The 17,016-nt window shown below is 68.2% G+C and carries 18 protein-coding genes and 1 pseudogene; 11 read left to right on the forward strand and 8 right to left on the reverse strand.

What is annotated here, in order from left to right:
- Positions 1 to 85 precede the first annotated feature (85 nt).
- The 6 genes from HPC46_RS21335 (at position 86) to HPC46_RS21360 (ending at position 7,117) form a co-directional block, all read left to right on the forward strand.
- Complete coding sequence (locus HPC46_RS21335) at positions 86 to 508, forward strand: nuclear transport factor 2 family protein (protein WP_179473599.1); 423 nt, start codon at positions 86 to 88, stop codon at positions 506 to 508.
- Positions 509 to 566: 58 nt separating this feature from the next.
- Positions 567 to 1,118, forward strand: a complete 552-nt coding sequence (locus HPC46_RS21340; protein ID WP_218894481.1) for a TetR/AcrR family transcriptional regulator — start codon at positions 567 to 569, stop codon at positions 1,116 to 1,118.
- A gap of 70 nt (positions 1,119 to 1,188) precedes the next feature.
- A complete protein-coding gene (locus HPC46_RS21345) occupies positions 1,189 to 2,418 on the forward strand; it encodes a cation:proton antiporter (RefSeq protein ID WP_179473603.1) in 1,230 nt (409 codons plus the stop codon).
- A 9-nt stretch (positions 2,419 to 2,427) separates the two neighbouring features.
- Complete coding sequence (purL, locus tag HPC46_RS21350; protein WP_179473605.1) at positions 2,428 to 4,725, forward strand: phosphoribosylformylglycinamidine synthase subunit PurL; 2,298 nt, start codon at positions 2,428 to 2,430, stop codon at positions 4,723 to 4,725.
- A complete protein-coding gene (locus HPC46_RS21355; RefSeq protein WP_233716549.1) occupies positions 4,722 to 6,506 on the forward strand; it encodes an alpha/beta hydrolase in 1,785 nt (594 codons plus the stop codon). The genes purL and HPC46_RS21355 overlap by 4 nt, the downstream gene beginning before the upstream one ends.
- Entirely contained in the window at positions 6,503 to 7,117 is a 615-nt protein-coding gene (locus HPC46_RS21360; RefSeq protein WP_179473607.1) for an Rv0804 family intramembrane glutamic endopeptidase, read from the forward strand. The genes HPC46_RS21355 and HPC46_RS21360 overlap by 4 nt, the downstream gene beginning before the upstream one ends.
- Here the strand turns inward: HPC46_RS21360 and HPC46_RS21365 are convergent.
- The gene (locus HPC46_RS21365) at positions 7,114 to 7,536 is read right to left on the reverse strand and encodes a PPOX class F420-dependent oxidoreductase (protein ID WP_179473609.1); all 423 of its coding nucleotides are present in this window, start codon (positions 7,534 to 7,536) and stop codon (positions 7,114 to 7,116) included. The genes HPC46_RS21360 and HPC46_RS21365 overlap by 4 nt on opposite strands.
- Before the next feature lie 56 nt (positions 7,537 to 7,592).
- On the opposite strand from HPC46_RS21365, the gene HPC46_RS21370 reads away from it, so the two are divergent.
- Together HPC46_RS21370 and purF are read left to right on the forward strand one after the other, a co-directional pair.
- The gene (locus tag HPC46_RS21370; RefSeq protein ID WP_179473611.1) at positions 7,593 to 7,985 is read left to right on the forward strand and encodes a sterol carrier family protein; all 393 of its coding nucleotides are present in this window, start codon (positions 7,593 to 7,595) and stop codon (positions 7,983 to 7,985) included.
- Between the two features lie 90 nt (positions 7,986 to 8,075).
- Positions 8,076 to 9,608 carry an amidophosphoribosyltransferase gene (gene purF / locus HPC46_RS21375; RefSeq protein ID WP_179473698.1) on the forward strand — a complete coding sequence of 511 codons (1,533 nt, stop codon included), beginning with the start codon at positions 8,076 to 8,078 and terminating at the stop codon, positions 9,606 to 9,608.
- 28 nt (positions 9,609 to 9,636) lie between these two features.
- Here the strand turns inward: purF and HPC46_RS21380 are convergent.
- Positions 9,637 to 10,620 (reverse strand): annotated as a pseudogene (locus HPC46_RS21380) (NAD(P)H-binding protein); the annotation flags it as partial.
- Positions 10,621 to 10,676: 56 nt separating this feature from the next.
- Positions 10,677 to 11,111: a cupin domain-containing protein gene (locus HPC46_RS21385; RefSeq protein WP_179473615.1), complete on the reverse strand. Its 435-nt coding sequence runs from the start codon at positions 11,109 to 11,111 to the stop codon at positions 10,677 to 10,679.
- A 29-nt stretch (positions 11,112 to 11,140) separates the two neighbouring features.
- On the opposite strand from HPC46_RS21385, the gene HPC46_RS21390 reads away from it, so the two are divergent.
- Together HPC46_RS21390 and purM are read left to right on the forward strand one after the other, a co-directional pair.
- A complete protein-coding gene (locus HPC46_RS21390) occupies positions 11,141 to 11,758 on the forward strand; it encodes a DUF2461 domain-containing protein (RefSeq protein WP_218894482.1) in 618 nt (205 codons plus the stop codon).
- A gap of 47 nt (positions 11,759 to 11,805) precedes the next feature.
- Positions 11,806 to 12,876 (forward strand): phosphoribosylformylglycinamidine cyclo-ligase, encoded by a 1,071-nt coding sequence (gene purM, locus HPC46_RS21395; RefSeq protein ID WP_179473619.1) that lies wholly within the window; start codon positions 11,806 to 11,808, stop codon positions 12,874 to 12,876.
- A 15-nt stretch (positions 12,877 to 12,891) separates the two neighbouring features.
- On the opposite strand, the gene HPC46_RS21400 is transcribed toward purM, so the two are convergent.
- Positions 12,892 to 13,077 carry a DUF3073 domain-containing protein gene (locus HPC46_RS21400; RefSeq protein WP_179473621.1) on the reverse strand — a complete coding sequence of 62 codons (186 nt, stop codon included), beginning with the start codon at positions 13,075 to 13,077 and terminating at the stop codon, positions 12,892 to 12,894.
- A 137-nt stretch (positions 13,078 to 13,214) separates the two neighbouring features.
- Entirely contained in the window at positions 13,215 to 14,306 is a 1,092-nt protein-coding gene (gene ygfZ, locus HPC46_RS21405) for a CAF17-like 4Fe-4S cluster assembly/insertion protein YgfZ (RefSeq protein ID WP_179473624.1), read from the reverse strand.
- 38 nt (positions 14,307 to 14,344) lie between these two features.
- On the opposite strand from ygfZ, the gene HPC46_RS21410 reads away from it, so the two are divergent.
- Positions 14,345 to 15,229: an aminodeoxychorismate lyase gene (locus HPC46_RS21410; protein ID WP_179473626.1), complete on the forward strand. Its 885-nt coding sequence runs from the start codon at positions 14,345 to 14,347 to the stop codon at positions 15,227 to 15,229.
- A 256-nt stretch (positions 15,230 to 15,485) separates the two neighbouring features.
- On the opposite strand, the gene HPC46_RS21415 is transcribed toward HPC46_RS21410, so the two are convergent.
- From HPC46_RS21415 to HPC46_RS21425, 3 genes are all read right to left on the reverse strand, one after another.
- Positions 15,486 to 15,833, reverse strand: a complete 348-nt coding sequence (locus HPC46_RS21415) for a hypothetical protein (protein ID WP_179473628.1) — start codon at positions 15,831 to 15,833, stop codon at positions 15,486 to 15,488.
- A gap of 175 nt (positions 15,834 to 16,008) precedes the next feature.
- On the reverse strand, positions 16,009 to 16,314 hold the full coding sequence (locus HPC46_RS21420; RefSeq protein WP_179473630.1) for a hypothetical protein: 306 nt from the start codon (positions 16,312 to 16,314) through the stop codon (positions 16,009 to 16,011).
- Positions 16,314 to 16,961 carry a heme-binding beta-barrel domain-containing protein gene (locus HPC46_RS21425; protein WP_179473632.1) on the reverse strand — a complete coding sequence of 216 codons (648 nt, stop codon included), beginning with the start codon at positions 16,959 to 16,961 and terminating at the stop codon, positions 16,314 to 16,316. Before HPC46_RS21425 ends, HPC46_RS21420 begins: the two co-directional genes overlap by 1 nt.
- Positions 16,962 to 17,016 lie beyond the last annotated feature (55 nt).

A 17,016-nucleotide genomic window follows, 5' to 3' on the forward strand; every position in this document is an offset into this window, starting at 1 on the left:
CGAGCAATGAGATACCAGTCTTGACATGAGACATCAGTCTCATTATGGTTTGCGCATTGGCCACCACCGACCCCGAGGAACCGCCATGGCACTCAGCCGCGCCGAGATGGACCAGAAAATCGATGAGCACTTCGATTTCGAGGCCCGCGACGACATCGACGGCGTCCTCGCCACGCTCGCGCCGGATGCCGAGCACGACATCGTCGGCTCCCCGCTGGGGCCCACCCGCGGGCGTGACGGTGCCCGACCGTTCTACGAAGGGCTGTTCTCGGATCTCTCCGAGGGCCGCGTCCAGACCATCCGCAGGCTCTACGGAGAGGATTTCCTGGTCGACGAATCGCTGTGGCGGGGCCGCGCGCCCGGCGCTCCCTTCGGTCTGGTGGGCAAGGACCGTCCACTCGAGTTCCGGTTGTTGCACGTCATCCAGTTCGCCGAGACCGGCGACATCCAGCGCGAGAACGTCTGGATCGACCTGGCGGCGATCATCGACCAGCTGCCACAGGACTGACGTGGTAGCCGCCACGCCGGCTGGACGCCACAACCAACGGTCGCGTACCCGAAAAGACTTGTTGGAAGCCGCTTCCCGGCTGCTCAAGCAAGGGTGCAAGCTCTCGATCGAGGAAGTGGCTGAGGAGGCACGGGTGTCGAGGGCCACGGCATATCGCTACTTCCCGAATGTGGAGATGCTCCTCGTCGAGGCGCCACTGGAGGGGGCAATGCCCGACGCCACGGACATTTTCCGGGGAGCATCGGACGATCCGGTCGAGCGGGTGAACCGCGTCGACGCGGCGCTGCACGAGATGATGGCCGCCAACGAGCAGGCGCTTCGGATGATGCTGGCACAGTCACTGCAGCGCGGCGTTAACCACGAGGCGGGGATCGAGTACCCGATTCGCCAGAACCGCCGCACAGCGTTGATCGAGGAGGCGCTGGCGCCAGCTCGTGAGCAGTTCCAGCCCAATGCCCTGGAGTCGTTGACGAACGCACTCGCGGTGATGATCGGAACCGAGTCGATGGTGGCGTTCAAGGATGTGCTGCAGTTGAACGAGAGTCGCGCCGAAGACATCCGGCGGTGGGCCATCCGCGCGCTGATCGACGCGGCCCGAGAGGGACCCTGATCGCTGCGCGACACCGCCGACACGCCGTGTGCCGCGCACAGATTCAGCCGTGCTGGAATGATGCCTAGCTGTGGTGCAGTCGCTGATCGCACTCTCGGTGGTGCTGACGATCTGGTCGCTACTCGCCCGGCCGATGCAGCGGGGCCGGATCACCGCCCCGATCCTGCTGGTGGTGGTCGGGGCCGGCATCGAGTACGGCACCTACCATGCCGTGGCCGACACGCTGAATTCCCAGGTGGCTCAGCATCTTGCGGAGCTGATCCTGGCCGTGCTGGTGTTCGTCGACGCCACCGACGTGCGCGGCGGGCTGCTGGGCCGGGACCCCCGCTCGGCGCTGCGGCTGCTCGGCATCGCGTTGCCGCTCAGCATCGGGCTGGCATTCGTGCTGGGGTGGCTGTTGCTGCCCGGCATGACCTGGCCGGTGCTGCTCGTCCTCGCCTGCATCGTGGTGCCCACCGACTTCGCACCCGCATCCCGGATCCTGCGCGATGCACGGATTCCCGAGCGGGTGCGCGAACTGCTCAACGTCGAGGCGGGCTATAAGGACGGCATCGTCGCGCCCGTGCTCGTCTTCGCGCTCGCCCTGGCGGCCGGGCCGGAAGAACACGAGCCGCCGATGCACGCGTTCACCGAGGCGATCCCCGAGGTTGGCATCGCTTTGATCGTCGGCCCCCTGGTCGGCGCGCTGCTCGGCAGGCTGGCCAACGCCGCCGAACACCGGAACCTGATGACCGAGCAGTCCAAACGGATCATCTACGTGGCCGCACCGCTGCTGTCCTACTCGCTGAGCGTCGGCCTCGGCGGCAACGGCTTCGTGTCGGCATTCCTGGCCGGGATGGCCCTGAACTACGTGCGTGAGACGCAGGATAAACACCGCGAACTGGAACTGATCGACGACGTGGCCGTGCTGCTCACCGCGTTCATGTGGTTCACGGTGGCCGGAATCGGCGTCATCGCCCTGATGTCGGGCGGCGTCACCTGGGGCATCGTCGGTTACACGATCGTCGCCGTGACCGTCGTCCGCCTCATCCCGGTGTTGTTCGCGCTGCTCGGATCCGACCTGGACTGGCGGGAGCGGCTCCTGGTCGGGTGGCTGGGCCCCAGGGGCACGACCTCGATCGTGTTCGGTCTGCTGGCATTCAACGTGCTCGAAGGCGGTATCGAGAAGCAGGTGCTGTTGATCATGGTGCTGGTGGTGCTGAGCAGCGTGGTCGTCCACGGCCTGTCCGCCTCGGCGGTCGCGCACGTGTTCGCGCGGTCGCGCGCGCGACGGCGCCGAACCGCGGAGCTGCGCCACTAGACTGTCCTCGTGACATCTGGGCTCACTGGAGCTGTCGACACTGTCGACCACGCGACGACCACCCCCGAGCACCCGCAGCCGTACCGCGAACTCGGCCTCAAAGACGACGAGTATCAGCGGATCCGGGACATTCTCGGCCGCAGGCCCACCGACGCCGAGCTGGCGATGTACTCGGTGATGTGGAGCGAGCACTGCTCCTACAAGTCCTCCAAGGTGCACCTGCGCTACTTCGGCGAGACCACCACCGACGAGATGCGCAAGTCGATGCTGGCCGGTATCGGCGAGAACGCGGGCGTGGTCGATATCGGCGACGGCTGGGCGGTGACGTTCAAGGTGGAGTCGCACAACCACCCGTCCTACGTCGAGCCCTACCAGGGTGCGGCCACCGGTGTGGGCGGCATCGTGCGCGACATCATGGCGATGGGCGCACGGCCGGTGGCGGTCATGGACCAGTTGCGCTTCGGTGCGGCCGACGCCCCCGATACCCGCCGCGTGCTCGACGGCGTGGTCCGCGGTATCGGCGGCTACGGCAACTCTCTTGGCCTGCCCAACATCGGCGGCGAGACCATCTTCGACCCGTCGTATGCGGGCAACCCCCTGGTCAACGCGCTGTGTGTGGGGGTGTTGCGCAAGGAAGACCTGCACCTGGCGTTCGCCTCGGGGACCGGCAACAAGATCATCCTGTTCGGTGCGCGCACCGGACTGGATGGTATCGGCGGCGTATCGGTGCTGGCCTCGGACACGTTCGGCGGCGACGAGGGCTCCGGGCCCGGCCGCAAGAAGCTGCCCAGCGTGCAGGTCGGTGACCCGTTCATGGAGAAGGTGCTCATCGAGTGCTGCCTCGAGCTGTACGCCGCCGGGCTGGTGATCGGTATCCAGGACCTCGGCGGTGCCGGATTGTCCTGCGCCACTTCCGAATTGGCATCTGCTGGCGACGGCGGAATGGCCATCGAGCTGGACAAGGTGCCGCAACGGGCGGCCAACATGACCCCGGCCGAGATCCTGTCCAGCGAGTCGCAGGAACGCATGTGCGCGGTGGTCTCCCCGGACAACGTCGAGAAGTTCATGGCGGTCTGTCGCAAGTGGGACGTGCTGGCGACGGTGATCGGCGAGGTCACCGACGGCGACCGGCTGCGGATCACCTGGCACGGCGAGACCGTCGTCGACGTGCCGCCGCGCACGGTCGCCCACGAGGGCCCCGTCTACCAGCGTCCGCTGGCGCGCCCGGACTCGCAGGACGCACTGATCGCCGACACCTCGGCCTCACTGCCGCGGCCGGCGACGGGTGACGAACTGCGCGCGACTTTGCTTGCGCTGGTTGGCAGTCCGCACCTGTGCAGCCGGGCGTTCATCACCGAGCAGTACGACCGCTACGTGCGCGGCAACACGGTGCTGGCCGAGCATGCCGACGGCGGCGTGCTGCGCATCGACGAGGCCACCGGCCGGGGGATCGCGGTGTCCACCGATGCCTCGGGGCGTTACACCCAGCTCGATCCGTACACCGGAGCGCAGCTGGCGCTGGCCGAGGCCTACCGCAATGTCGCGGTCACCGGCGCGACCCCGATCGCGGTGACCAACTGCCTGAACTTCGGCTCGCCGGAGGATCCCGGCGTGATGTGGCAGTTCTCCCAGGCCGTCCGCGGGTTGGCTGATGGCTGTGCGGCCCTTGGCATTCCGGTCACCGGCGGTAACGTGAGCTTCTACAACCAGACCGGTTCCACAGCTATTCTCCCCACTCCGGTGGTGGGTGTGCTCGGCGTCATCGACGATGTGAGCAGGCGGCTGCCCACCGGGCTGGGCAACGAGCCGGGGGAGACCCTGTTCCTGCTCGGTGACACCTACGACGAGTTCGACGGCTCGATCTGGGCGCAGGTCACCGCCGACCACCTCGGGGGTGTGCCGCCGAAGGTGGACCTCGCTCGCGAGAAGCTGATCGGCGAGGTTTTGGTGGCCGCGTCCCGCGACGGGCTGGCATCGGCCGCGCACGACCTGAGCGAAGGTGGCCTGATCCAGGCGGTCGTGGAAGCGGCCCTTGCCGGTGAAACTGGTTGCCGCATAGTGATTCCCGAAGGCGCTGATCCTTTCGTGACGCTCTTCTCCGAATCGGCGGGCCGGGTTCTGGTCGCCGTGCCGCGCACCGAGGAAAGCCGCTTCGTGGCGATGTGTGAAGCCCGCGCTCTGCCTGCGACCCGCATCGGGGTGTCCGACCCGGGATCGGATTCCGTTGAGGTCCAAGGCTTGTTCACGGTGACGCTGGAAGAGCTGCGCACCACCTCGGAGAAAGTGCTGCCCGGGCTTTTCGGATGACCAGCGCGGTCGACGACGTCACCGGCGAGGCGCAAGCCCCGCCAGCGCCACGACGTCGCCGCGAATCGTTCGTCGAGTGGGCGTGGAGTCTGGTCCGGCTGGATTTCGTCGGTGTGGCGTTCGGCGCGCTGTTCTTCTGCCTGTCGCTGACACCGTCGCTGATGCCGCGCGACTGGGTGCTGGCAGGCGTGATCGGCGGGATCAACGCTGCAATCGGTTATGGCATAGGGGTTTTGGTCGGCAAGGTGGTGCGCCGGCTGTTCCTCGACCACCGGCCGTGGTGGCCACCGCGCGCAGGAGTTCTCTTCGGCCTCAAGGCCCTGACCGTCGCGCTCTCGATCACCGCGAGCGTGCTGATCCTGGTGCCCGCCGCGGCCTGGCAACGTCAGATCGCGGCGGTCATGGGGATCGAGGCGCTGTCGACCGCCGTCTATTCGCGCACCCTGCTCGTCGCGCTGATCGTCGGTGGCCTGCTGGTCGGCCTGGCGCGGGTCATCAAGGACGCCATCAAATTCCTGGCCCGCGTGATGATCCGGCGGTGGAACATCAACGACGAGGTCGCGATGTTCATCGGCACCGCGATCGTCGTGGTGCTGGTCATCACGCTGGTCAACGGCGTGCTCTACCGCGGCTTCATCGCCGGTGCCAGCGCGATGTTCCAGCCCGTGAACGACACCACCCGCCCCGGGATCTCTCAACCCGTGCAGCCCGAAAGATCGGGCAGCGCTGAGTCGTATGCGGACTGGGATACCCTGGGGTTTCAAGGCCGCAACTTTGTCGCCACCGGCCCGCACGCCGCCGAGCTCACCGAGCTCAACGGGCGACCTGCCAAGGAACCGATCCGGATCTATGCCGGCCTGGAAACCGCCGACACCACCGAGGGCCGGCTGGCGGTTCTGCTTTCGGAACTGCAGCGCACCAAGGCTTTTGAGCGCAAGGTGCTGGTCATCATCCCCACCACCGGTACCGGCTGGGTCGACCCGGTGGCAGCCCGGTCGATCGAGTCGATGTACAACGGCGACACCGCGCTGGTGGCGATGCAGTACTCGTACCTGCCCAGCTGGATTTCGTTCATGGCCGACCGGGAGAAGTCGGTCGAGGCGGGCCGGGCGATGATCGACTCGATTCACCAGCGGTGGTTGCAGTGGCCCGAGGCGAGCCGGCCCAAGCTGATGCTCTACGGCGAGAGCCTGGGGTCGATGGCCGGCCAGGGCGCGTTCGGTTATCTGCCCGACGTCGCCGACCTGGGGTTCTCCTCGGTGTTGTGGGTGGGACCGCCCAATGCCAGCACCCTGTGGAAGGCCCTGACCGTCCGGCGCGACCCGGGCACCCCGGAGGTTCAGCCGTCCTACGACGCCGGGCGCACCGTCCGATTCGCCCAGGCGGCCGGCCCCGCCGAGATCGCCGGCGTCGCGGCGTCCCCGCCGTGGAAGGGCACCCGGGTGCTGTACCTGCAGCACCCGTCGGATCCGGTGGTGTGGTGGACGCCCGATCTGCTCTTCGACCGTCCGGACTGGTTGAAGGAGCCGCCGGGCTTCGACCGCAGCCCGGCCATGCGCTGGTATCCGATCATCACGTTCTGGCAAGTCAGCGCCGATATGGCCGGCAACGTCACCAGTGCACAGGCCTCGCCCGTCGGGCACGGCCACAACTACGGGGACCGCCAGCTCGACGGCTGGGTCGCGGTCGCGGCCCCCGACGGCTGGACCCCGGCGGACACCGAACGGATCCGCCGGGCGCTCGAGCAGCTCATCGCCGCCGGCGGTCCCGAATTCCAGTGAATCGCAACATCTATCGGGCCTCGGCCCTGGCAGCTGGATTGGTCGGGTACAGCTTCACCGCCGGCCTCGAGGTGCCGGGCCGGCGTCATCCCGTGGTGCAAGGAGTACTGGGCACCGCGTTGGCGGTCGCAATGCGGGCGCCGCTGGGGTTGCGGCCTCCCACGCTGTGGTCGGGACTGCGGTTGGGTGGGGCGGCCGCGGCTGCGGTGGCGGCCGCTGTCGCGGCGACCACGGCCATTCCCCGCGTGCGGGCGGCGATGATCGACCGCGACCTTCCGGCGAACGCGTGGCAATGGCTTGCCTTCGAGATTCCGGTCGGCACCGTGTGGTCTGAGGAGATGGCATTCCGTGCGGCGCTGGGCACCGTCGCGGACGCCGCCTTCGGGCCAGGGGGCGGCCGGTTGCTGCAGGCGGCGGCCTTCGGCCTTTCGCACATTCACGATGCCAAGGTCACCGCCGAGCCGGTCGTCGGCACCGTACTGGTGACGGGATTGGCCGGGTGGGTGTTCGGCTGGCTTGCCGAGCGGTCGGGCAGCATGGTGGCCCCGGTGCTGGCACACCTGGCGATCAACGAGGCCGGGGCGGTGGCCGCACTTCTCGTCCAGCGTTAGTCGGCCGTCGTCGGGACATCCCGGCTGTAGGGCACCAGGTCGTGCGGCTCGGTGTCGGTGTCGTCGATGCCGAAACTGATGATCCGCTTGGGGGTGATCCGGATCAGGCCCGCGCCGTCGGGTGCCTCGGCCTGTTCGGCGGTGCCGCGGATTTCCAGGCAGCGCACCCGCCACGGGTTGCGTGAGGCGATGTCGTCGACGACGAACGCGACCGTGTTGTTGGTGGCGAGATTGCGGAACTTGCGGCTCTTGGCCATGTTGTAGCCGACCACGTCGATCGTGCCGAGCGCCTCGTTGTAGCTGAAGCCGACGGGGCTGTTCTGCAGTGTGCCATCCGGTGAGATGGTGGCGAGCCTGCCGAGGTCCGCCGAGTTCAGGTAATCGATTTCGTAGCGCTTGAAAGGCCCTGGAAATGACATGAGCCTCACGGTAGGACCTCAAGTTCGGTTGACGTCAAGGACGCATACTTGACGCCATGCCCGCCCGCCAGAACGCCGACCCCGAAGCGACGGTGGCCGCCGTGCGCGCTGTGGCGCCCTGGCTGCGGGACGGGACCACGCCCGCCCCTGACCGCGCCGCGATCGCGTCGGCCGTGCGGCTCACAGCACGCACTCTGGCCACTCTGGCCCCAGGGGCCAGTGTGGAGGTCCGCGTCCCGCCTTTTGTTGCGGTGCAATGCATCTCCGGTCCCCGGCATACCCGCGGCACACCGCCGAACGTCGTCGAGACGGACCCCAGAACGTGGCTTCGGCTGGTGACAGGCCTGCTCGACGTCGACGAGGCGGCCAATCACGGGTCGCTGCGGCTGTCCGGGTCGCGGGCCGGCGAGGTCGCGGGGTGGCTGCCGATCGTGACACTCGGGGAGTAGTCGGCGCGACACTCGGCGTTCAATTCCGCGTTTCCTGCCGATGGCCGTAAACTGGCTTACGTCACCGACCTGCGCCAGGGAGCAGCCCATATCGTGACCGAAGAACTGGAAAACCCACCTGCGGAAGAATGCGGCGTCTTCGGAGTCTGGGCACCGGGCGAAGATGTAGCGAAACTCACTTATTACGGCCTCTATGCGCTGCAACACAGAGGCCAGGAGGCGGCCGGTATCGCCGTCGCCGACGGATCTCAGGTGCTGGTCTTCAAGGATCTCGGTCTGGTCAGCCAGGTATTCGACGAGCAGACGCTGGCCGCGATGGAGGGCCACGTCGCCATCGGCCACTGCCGCTACTCGACGACCGGCTCCACCACCTGGGAGAACGCTCAGCCGGTCTTCCGTAACACCGCGGCGGGCACCGGAGTCGCGTTGGGCCACAACGGAAATCTGGTCAACACCACCGACTTGACGACGCGGGCCCGCGATGCCGGCCTGATCAACCCGCACATGCCGGGTGCGGCGACCACCGACTCCGACATCCTCGGGGCACTGCTGGCACACGGCGCAGCGGACTCCAGCATCGAGCAGGCCGCCCTCGAGCTGCTGCCCAGCGTCCGCGGCGCGTTCTGCCTGACCTTCATGGACGAGACCACGCTCTACGCCGCCCGCGATCCGTTCGGGGTCCGCCCGCTGTCACTGGGCCGGCTCGACCGCGGCTGGGTGGTGGCCTCCGAAACCGCCGCCCTCGACATCGTCGGCGCCTCCTTCGTCCGTGACATCGAACCCGGTGAGCTACTGGCCATCGACGCCGACGGCGTCCGTTCCACCCGGTTCGCCAACCCGACTCCCAAGGGCTGCATCTTCGAATACGTCTACCTGGCCCGGCCGGACAGCACGCTGGTCGGCCGCTCGGTGCATGCCACCCGCGTCGACATCGGCCGCCGGCTGGCCAAGGAGAAGCCGGTCGAGGCCGACCTGGTGATCGGTGTGCCGGAGTCCGGCACACCCGCCGCTGTCGGCTACGCGCAGGAATCCGGTATCCCGTTCGGCCAGGGCCTGATGAAGAACGCTTACGTCGGGCGCACGTTCATCCAGCCGTCGCAGACGATCCGGCAACTGGGTATCCGGCTCAAGCTCAACCCGCTCAAGGAGGTGATCCGCGGTAAGCGGCTCATCGTCGTCGACGACTCGATCGTCCGCGGCAACACCCAGCGGGCCCTGATCCGGATGCTGCGGGAAGCGGGCGCCGTCGAGGTGCACGTGCGCATCGCGTCACCGCCGGTGAAGTGGCCGTGCTTCTACGGCATCGACTTCGCCACCCCGGCCGAGCTCATCGCCAACGCGGTCGACAACGAGGGCGAGATGCTCGAAGCGGTGCGGCACGCGATCGGCGCCGACTCGCTGAGCTACATCTCCCAGCAAGGCATGATCGCGGCCACCGAACAGCCGCCAACCCGGTTGTGCTGCGCCTGTTTTGACGGCAACTATCCGATCGAGCTTCCGGGCGAGACGGCACTGGGCAAGAACGTCGTCGAGCACATGCTCGCCACCGCCGCCCGCACCGGCCTCCCGATCCAGCCGGTGGCCGCCGACAACGACAACGTCTCCGCGCTCAGTCGCCCTTAGCGGTCCGGCGATTCAGCGGTCGTGAGGGCCCGGCCCACGGCGGATCGCTCGGCAGCTGCGCGGCAACGTCGGTGTCCCAGCTTGGCTCGCGTTCGGCGCGGGCCAATGCCTCCGAGACCGCCAGCCGATACGGCGTCAGCCCCGCGGCCGGCCGGTCGATGATCGTGTCGACGTCGTGGTTGGCCATCACGGCATTGCAGTGCAGGGATTCGACGAGCGGCCGGGCCAGCCCGGACGGGATGGGCGTCACCAGACCCACCCACAACGAGGCGATCCGCGGGGTCAGCACCGGCAGGACCAAGATGCGCCGCCGGGCCAGCCCGGCGACTTCGGCGTAGATCTGCATCATGTCGCCGTACTCGAGGATGTCGGGGCCACCGACGTCCCACGCGCGCGAGGTCGGCACCGTGGCGGTGGCGGCCGCCGCCAGGTAGTGCAGCATGTCGCCGATCGCGATCGGCTGAATCTTGTTGTGCACCCACTTCGGCGTCGTCATCACCGGCAGCCGGTTGGTGAGGTGACGGATCATCTCGAAGGATGCCGAACCCGAACCCACCACGACACCGGCCTGGAGCACGACGGTTTCGACGCCGGAGCCGATGAGGATGTCACCGACGGCGGTGCGTGACGCGAGATGTGTTGATAATTCCGTCCCTTCGGGGTGCAGACCGCTGAGATAGACGATGCGCCGGACGCCGGTGCGGCGGGCGGCGGCGGCGACGTTGTGAGCGGCACGACGTTCTTCGGCGGCGAAATCGGAGGAGGTGCCCATCGAATGCACCAGGTAGTAGACGACGTCGACATCGGTGAAAGCCTCGGTGAGCGAGGCGGCGTCGCTCAGATCGCCGCGGACGACCTCGATGCTGTCCCGCCACGGCACGCCCGCGAGCTTCTCGGGGGTGCGGGCCAGCGCACGCACGGCGAACCCGTCGTCCAGAAGTCGTGGGACCAGCCGGCCCCCGATGTAGCCGGTGGCACCGGTCACCAAGCATCGAGTTCGCTGCGCCGACATAGGTCCTCCGTCCGACGAATCCACCGTACGGATCCGATGACCGCAAGGATTGCCAGTTATTCGAACGGGCAACCAGGATTGGGCATGTCCACGGCCAGCGGGCTGCCCTCCGGCTTGATGTAGAGCACCCACATGACCACCGGGACGGGGCCTTCGTTGCGGCCCTCGTGCACGTAGCCCGTGCCGCTGCCCTCGCTGATGGAGTCGCCTGCGTTGTACACACCGTCCACCGAGCAGTCGCCGTCGTAGTGGGTCAAGGTGCCCTGTTTGATCACCCCGAACACCTGTCCGGGGTGGTAATGCCACCCCGTGGTGCCGCCCGGGGCGATGGTGAGTTCACGGGTGACGAAGTCCTTGCCGTTGAGCGTGGACTGGACCATGGTGGTCGCTTCGATGCCGGCGCTCGGCGTGGCCGCGGCGGAACCGGGGGCCAGCACGGCCACGGCGACGACGACGGGCAGCACCCCTGGCAACCACTGCAACGGCCTCATGGATGAACAGGGTGTCACACAATGTTCGGATGGCGTTTCACGGATGGCCCATCGAAGCGGTCGAGTTCTACGAGGGCCTCGAGGCCGACAACTCCAAGGTGTACTGGACCGAACACCGGGCGGTCTACGACCGCAAGGTGAAGGCACCCATGGAGGAACTGCTGGCCGAACTGGCCGACGAGTTCGGCGCGGGCACGCTGTTTCGGCCCTACCGCGATGTGCGGTTCAGTGCCGACAAAGTCCCGTACAAAACCAACTGCGCGGCGCGGATCGGGTCCGGGTACGTGTCGTTCTCGGCCGACGGGCTCTCGGTGGGCAGCGGTCTGTACATGCCCGACGCGGCAGCGCTGACCCGCTACCGCGAAGCCGTCGACGACAAGAAGGCCGGTGCCGAGCTCGCCGGGATCGTCGCGACGCTGCACGACGGCGGCTACGACACGATGGCCCACGAGGTGCTCAAGACCGCGCCGAGGGGATATCCGAAGGACCATCCGCGCATCGAGCTGCTCCGCCACAAGGGCATCGCGATGATGAAGACCTTTCCTGTCGGTGCCTGGCTCGGCACGCGCGCGGCCAAGGACCGGGTCGTCACCACCCTGCGGGCCGGGGCGCCGCTGCGCGAGTGGCTGGCTCGTAACGTCGGCTGACGACGGCCCGTATCGGGCGGAGTCGGGGACCGGTAGCCTTATGCGCGATGACGGATCGCGAGGAAGACAACCACATTTCCTACGCATCGGCCGGGGTGGACATCGAGGCCGGTGACCGCGCGGTCGAGCTGTTCAAGCCGCTGGCGAAGCGGGCCACCAGGCCCGAGGTGCGTGGCGGGCTTGGCGGGTTCGCCGGGCTGTTCGCACTGCGTGGCGGCTATCGGGAGCCGCTGCTGGCGGCGTCGACCGACGGTGTCGGGACCAAGCTGGCCGTGGCCCAGGCGATGGACAAACACGACACGGTCGGCCTGGACCTGGTCGCCATGGTCGTCGACGACCTCGTGGTGTGCGGTGCCGAGCCGCTGTTCCTGCAGGACTACATCGCCGTCGGGCGGACCGTCCCGGACCGCGTCGCGGCCATCGTCGCCGGTATCGCCGAGGGCTGCGTGGCGGCCGGTTGTGCGTTGCTGGGTGGCGAGACCGCTGAGCATCCGGGGCTGATGGAACCTGACCACTACGACATCTCGGCCACCGGAGTGGGTGTCGTCGAGGCCGACGACGTGCTCGGGCCCGAGCGGGTACGCCCCGGTGACGTGATCATCGCGATGGGATCATCGGGCCTGCACTCCAACGGATACTCGCTGGCCCGCAAGGTGCTGCTGGACATCGACCGGATGAACCTGGCCGGTCACGTCGAGGAGTTCGGCCGCACCCTCGGTGAGGAACTTCTCGAGCCCACCCGTATCTACGCCAAGGACTGTCTGGCGCTGGCCGCCGAGACGCAGGTCCGTACCTTCTGCCACGTCACCGGCGGCGGGCTGGCCGGCAACCTGGAACGCGTCGTCCCGCACGGCCTGGTCGCCGAACTGGACCGCGGAACCTGGACTCCCGCACCGGTTTTCGCGATGATCCAGCAGCGCGGCAGGATCGACCGCGCCGAGATGGAAAAGACGTTCAACATGGGCGTCGGCATGGTCGCCGTCGTCGCGCCGGAGGACACCGACCGCGCACTGGCGATTTTGACTGCACGCCACCTGAACTGCTGGACGCTGGGAACCGTCACCAAAGGGAAGGACGGCCCACGAGCCAAGCTCGTGGGGCTACACCCGCGGTTCTAACGGACCGGAGGCGGCTCAGGGCCGCCAGTCGTCCTCGTCGGCCCACGAGTCGTCGACCAACCCGTTCTCTGACTTTTCGGGTTCGCTCCCGCCCGAGCCTGCCAGCTCCTTACGGAGCCGATCGACATCGATCTGCGGAGAGCTGTATTTCAGCTCCCGAGCAACCTTGGTCTGCTTTGCCTTAGCCCGGCCGCGGCCCATGGGGGAACCCCCTCGCGCAATAACGGAGCGGCCCGGGATGCAGGCGGCTCCGATCTGTGTATTGGTTATTGTCCTGCCAACACCTTACCGTGCCCGACTGCGATGTGCTGGCAGGCCCGTTCGGCCGATGGGCAACGTCACAGCACGCCGCGGCGCAGGCGCTCCACCGCCAGCCGCCCGGCGCCCACCGCATCGGTCGGCGGCAGCGAGTCGGCGTCGATCTCGGCGGCCACCTCGTGCTCGCCGCCCGTGGTCAGGGCGGTATCGGCCGGAATGCCCCGCTTCACCAGAGCCAGCGCGATCGGACCGAGGTCGACGTGATCGACGACCGTGCCCAGCCGGCCCACGACACGCCCACCGGCCAGTAGCGGGTCGCCGGTGGCCGGGCGGTCGCCGGACCCGTCGAGGTGCACGAGGACCAGCATCCGGGGTGGCTTTCCCAGGTTGTGGACGCGGGCCACGGTCTCCTGACCGCGATAGCAGCCCTTGTCGAGGTGCACAGCCCCCTGCCCTGGTCCGCCGATCCAGCCCGCTTCATGCGGGATGGTCCGTTCGTCGGTGTCCACGCCCAGCCGGGGGCGTTGGGCGGCGACCCGGTGGGCCTCGTACGCCCATACTCCCGCGCGGCGGACCCCGGCGGCTTCCAAGCGGGCCATCCAGTCGGCGGTGTCGGCCCGCGGCACCAGGAGGTCGAGTTCGATCTGGCCGGGTTCGGCGGGCATCCGGCGCACGAAACCACCGCTGCTGAGTGGGACGGCCGCCGACTCGGCGGGCAGTTCGGCCAGGCCGAGGACCGCCAGAACAGCGGGGTCGGCCAGGCGCGGACCGAGCAGCGAGAGCACCGCGAGGTCGGCGGCCGCGGGGGCGACGTCGGACCAGAACACCATCTTGCGCAGATAGGCCAGTAGCGGCTCGCCCCGTGAGCCCTCGGTGTCGAGGTAGGTGACACCGTCCAGCTCGGTCTGCACCCAGTGATCCTCGACACGGCCCTGCCCGTCGAGGCTCAGATTCTCCGTCGACGTGCCGTCGGGCAGCTCGATGACGTGCTGGCTCGAGATCGAGTGCAGCCAGCTGCGCCGGTCGGCTCCGGTCAGCGCGAGGACGGCGCGGTTGGACCGATCCACCACGACGGCGTCATGTGCGGCAGAGCGCTGTTCGCCGAACGGATCGCCGTAGTGCCAGATCGCGCCGGCATCGGGAGAGTTGTCAGGGGCGGGGACGGCTGACACACATCAACTCTACGGGGCTGCCAGTACGCTGTGACCCCATGCCTGATATGCCGAGCAGCCTGTCGGTGCTCGTCACGCTCGACGGCGAGGTGTGCGATCCGGCCCAGCCGCTGCTGTTCGCCGACGACCTGGCCGCCGTGCGCGGTGACGGCGTTTTCGAGACGCTGCTGGTCCGCGACGGCCGTGCCTGCCTGGTGGAAGAACACCTCTATCGGCTGGTTCAGTCGGCCAGGATGATGGACCTGCCCGAGCCGGACCTGGCCGCCTGGCGGCGGGCCATCGGTATCGCGGTCGGGCAGTGGACGTCCGCCGAGGAGGCCGCCCTGCGGCTGGTCTACAGCCGCGGCCGTGAGCACGGCACCGCGCCGACGGCCTATCTGACGGTCAATCCGCTGCCGGCGCGGGTTGGCGCGACCCGGCGGGACGGGATCGCCGCGCTGCTACTCGACCGCGGGCTACCCGCCACCGGGGTCGACTCCATGCCCTGGCTGGTGGCCGGCGCCAAGACGCTGTCCTACGCGGTGAACATGGCCGCGCTGCGGTACGCCGCCGAAAAGGGCGCCGGTGACGTGATCTTCGTCAGCTCCGACGGATATCTACTCGAGGGACCGCGGTCGACGGTGGTGATCGCCACCGACGACGGTTCCGGCGGGACATGCTTTCTCACCCCGCCGCCGTGGTATCCGATCCTGCGGGGAACGACTCAGCAGGCGCTGTTCCAGGTCGCCAGGGACAAGGGCTACGACTGCGACTACCGCGCGCTGAAGCCATCGGATCTACTTGATGCCCAAGGGGTTTGGCTGGTGTCCAGCATCACTCTCGGGGCCAGGGTGCACACCCTCGATGGACATCCCTTGCGGCCCAACAGGCTGGCGGCCGAGGTGACCGCGCTGGTTGACGCCGCGATTGTCTGCGATCGCTGAAAAGCGAAAATCTGTTGGCACACCCGGTGTGGCGCGAGTACGGTCGGCCCTACACAGGGAAGGAGGTGGTCCGCGAAATTGATAGCTTCTAGGACATGTGAGGTGGCTGCCAGCTAGCAGCACCAGGTGCGGTGGATTCACCTGCGCCCTGCGCGCGCTGGCGAATTCCCGGCAGCTACCCGGCCCCCGAGCTCTGGTTTGTCCAACCAGGTGAACGGCTCGGGGGCCGCCCATTTCTGCAGACCTTTGTGCGGCCTCAGTGCTGCGGTGGCGCGGGCGCCAATGACGCGCACGCCTGCAGGCCCCTGTCCCACACGGATTGATCGACACCGGGCGGCGCCGGCGGCTGACCGCCCTGCCCTTGCCCACCCGGACCGCCCTGCGGCGGCGGGCCGCCCGGCTGACCGCTCGGACCACCTTGCGGCGGCGGCCCCTGAGTCGGTGCGGGGACACCGTTTTCAGTCATGCAGGCGACGAAGGGATCATCGGGTCCGCCCGGACTGCCCGGCGCGGCCTCACTCGACGGTGAGCAGGCCACCACCGTACCGATCACAGCAGCCCCCAGGGCGATCATCGCCCCGGCATGCAGCGGTCGCAGAATCATCGTCGTCTCCTTCTCGAAAGCGAAACCCGACGGTATGCACGCCGCGTAGGTGTGGATTAGCACCCGGCTGTGGGGTAGCTGTGAGCCACCCTGATCATCGAATCCGGTTTTGCCGAAAGGTTATTGACGAACCCCGGCAGGAGTGACCCCGCTGTTCTTGCGGGGTTCACCGGGGCTAGCTCGCGGGCCCCGGCTCCAGCGGGCTGCACGCCCTTCTGGCCTGCTCCCACACGCCGGGGTCTACGCCCGCCGGCGGGCCCAGCACGGCCGGGCCTGCCGAATCGGGCACGCCGTGCTGGTGTAGGCATTGCGCCAGCGATCCATGCTCGGCCGGGGCCGCATTGGGGGTGGTGCTCGGCGTTGCGCCGGCGGTGCTCGGTGCCGGACTGATCACCGTGGGTTGCGAGGGGGAGGGGGCCGGTGCGCAGCCCGCCAGGATCGCGGTGGCCGCCGCAGCGACCCCGAATGCGCCGCTGCGCATCAGCCGACGTGTCGCGTCAGCCGCGCGGACAGGTGGGGAACCAAACCGCCGTCGGCGTCGACCCGCTCCTCGACGTAGGCAAGGTCTCCGCCCTCGACGATCCCGTAGAGCCGCTTGGCCCCGCCGACCAGCACACCGGACTTGCTGCGGGCCAGTGCGTCGGTCACCAGCTCCCACGACGACTGCGTGAGCGGCTGGCCGTAGAACAGCTCGACGTAGCCGGCGGAATGCGCCAGCAGCAGTTCGATGGCCTGAGACTCGCCCGCGTCGGCGGGGTCGGTGACGAACCGCCAGAAGCCGGTCTCCCGCAGCCCAGGGGAGTGATAATCGCCGCCCTCGTCGAGACGCCAGGACCGGGCGTCCCAGTTCAGATAATCCCCGCCGTCGTGCGAGACGATGATCTGCTGTCCGAAGCGGTAGTCGCCGTGCGGCCCGCGGCCTTCACCCTCGCCACGCCACACACCGACCAGCGGCAGCAAGGCCAGCAGTGCGTCGTGCAGATTGGCACCCAGGCGCAGATTCGCGGTGTCGGCGGGCAACGGCAGGTCGTCGAAAACGGGGATGTTCCGACCGGCCGTCTCCTTGGCGCGCTCAGCGGCAGCGGCTACGGCGCGATCACCGCTACGGGGGATGTCCTCGGAACTCACGACTCGTCGGTGATCAGTCGGTAGAGCGCGTACAACGCGAACCAGGTGATCAACA

Source organism: Mycolicibacterium vinylchloridicum (genome assembly GCF_013404075.1).
Taxonomy (GTDB): domain Bacteria; phylum Actinomycetota; class Actinomycetes; order Mycobacteriales; family Mycobacteriaceae; genus Mycobacterium; species Mycobacterium vinylchloridicum.